A 714-nucleotide genomic window follows, 5' to 3' on the forward strand; every position below is an offset into this window, starting at 1 on the left:
TGTCGCCGGGCGGGTGGCAGAAAAGGCATCAGGCATCCTGTCGATTGACCTCAAGGAAGGGCGCACCGGGCCCCTGGGGATCGGGCGGGTCGCCCTTGGTATTGTCCAGGAGGGGGCGCTGTGCCTGCATGAAGAACAGGATATCGTGTATCGGGAAGCCGCAACCGGCACATCAACCCAAGCCAGCGGCCCCGCCTGCCCGGAAGATGCCCAATATCGGGAGGTCATCACCCCGGACCCGGTGATGCTGTTTCGCTTTTCCGCCCTGACCTATAATGCCCACCGCATCCATTATGATCGCGATTACGCCACCCGGATCGAGGGGTATGGCGGGCTGGTTGTTCACGGGCCGCTGAGTGCCTCGCTGCTGGCCCGGTTTGCGACAGAAATCGCCCAAAAACCGTTAAAGACCTTTGCCTTTAAGGGGCTGAGCCCGCTTCTGGATGACGGGGCCTTTACCCTTGAGGCCAAAGAGAGGGATGACGGGCTGGATCTGTGGGTGCGCCAGCCTGCGGGGGGCCAGGCGATGCAGGCCAAGGCGACATTTTGATCGCTGTCTGCCCCCTTTTGCATCTCCCTGCCTGATTGCAGCGGCGTGGAGGAGAGTAAGAGAGGACAAAGAGGACAGGGAGAGCAGCGGGGTCGGCAGAACAAAAAACGCCATGTCACCAGACTTGCATTTTAATAAATAAAACGTCTATCCTGCTTATTATA

Annotated in this window: 1 protein-coding gene; it reads left to right on the forward strand. The window is 59.2% G+C overall.

Annotated features, from left to right (window positions below):
* Nucleotides 1-550 (forward strand): HTD2 family dehydratase (locus tag TH25_RS25205; RefSeq protein WP_473243621.1); only part of this gene is annotated, 550 nt, incomplete at its 5' end.
* Between the last annotated feature and the right edge of the window lie 164 nt (nt 551-714).

This window comes from Thalassospira profundimaris, from assembly GCF_003326755.1.
Classification (GTDB): Bacteria; Pseudomonadota; Alphaproteobacteria; order Rhodospirillales; family Thalassospiraceae; genus Thalassospira; species Thalassospira profundimaris_B.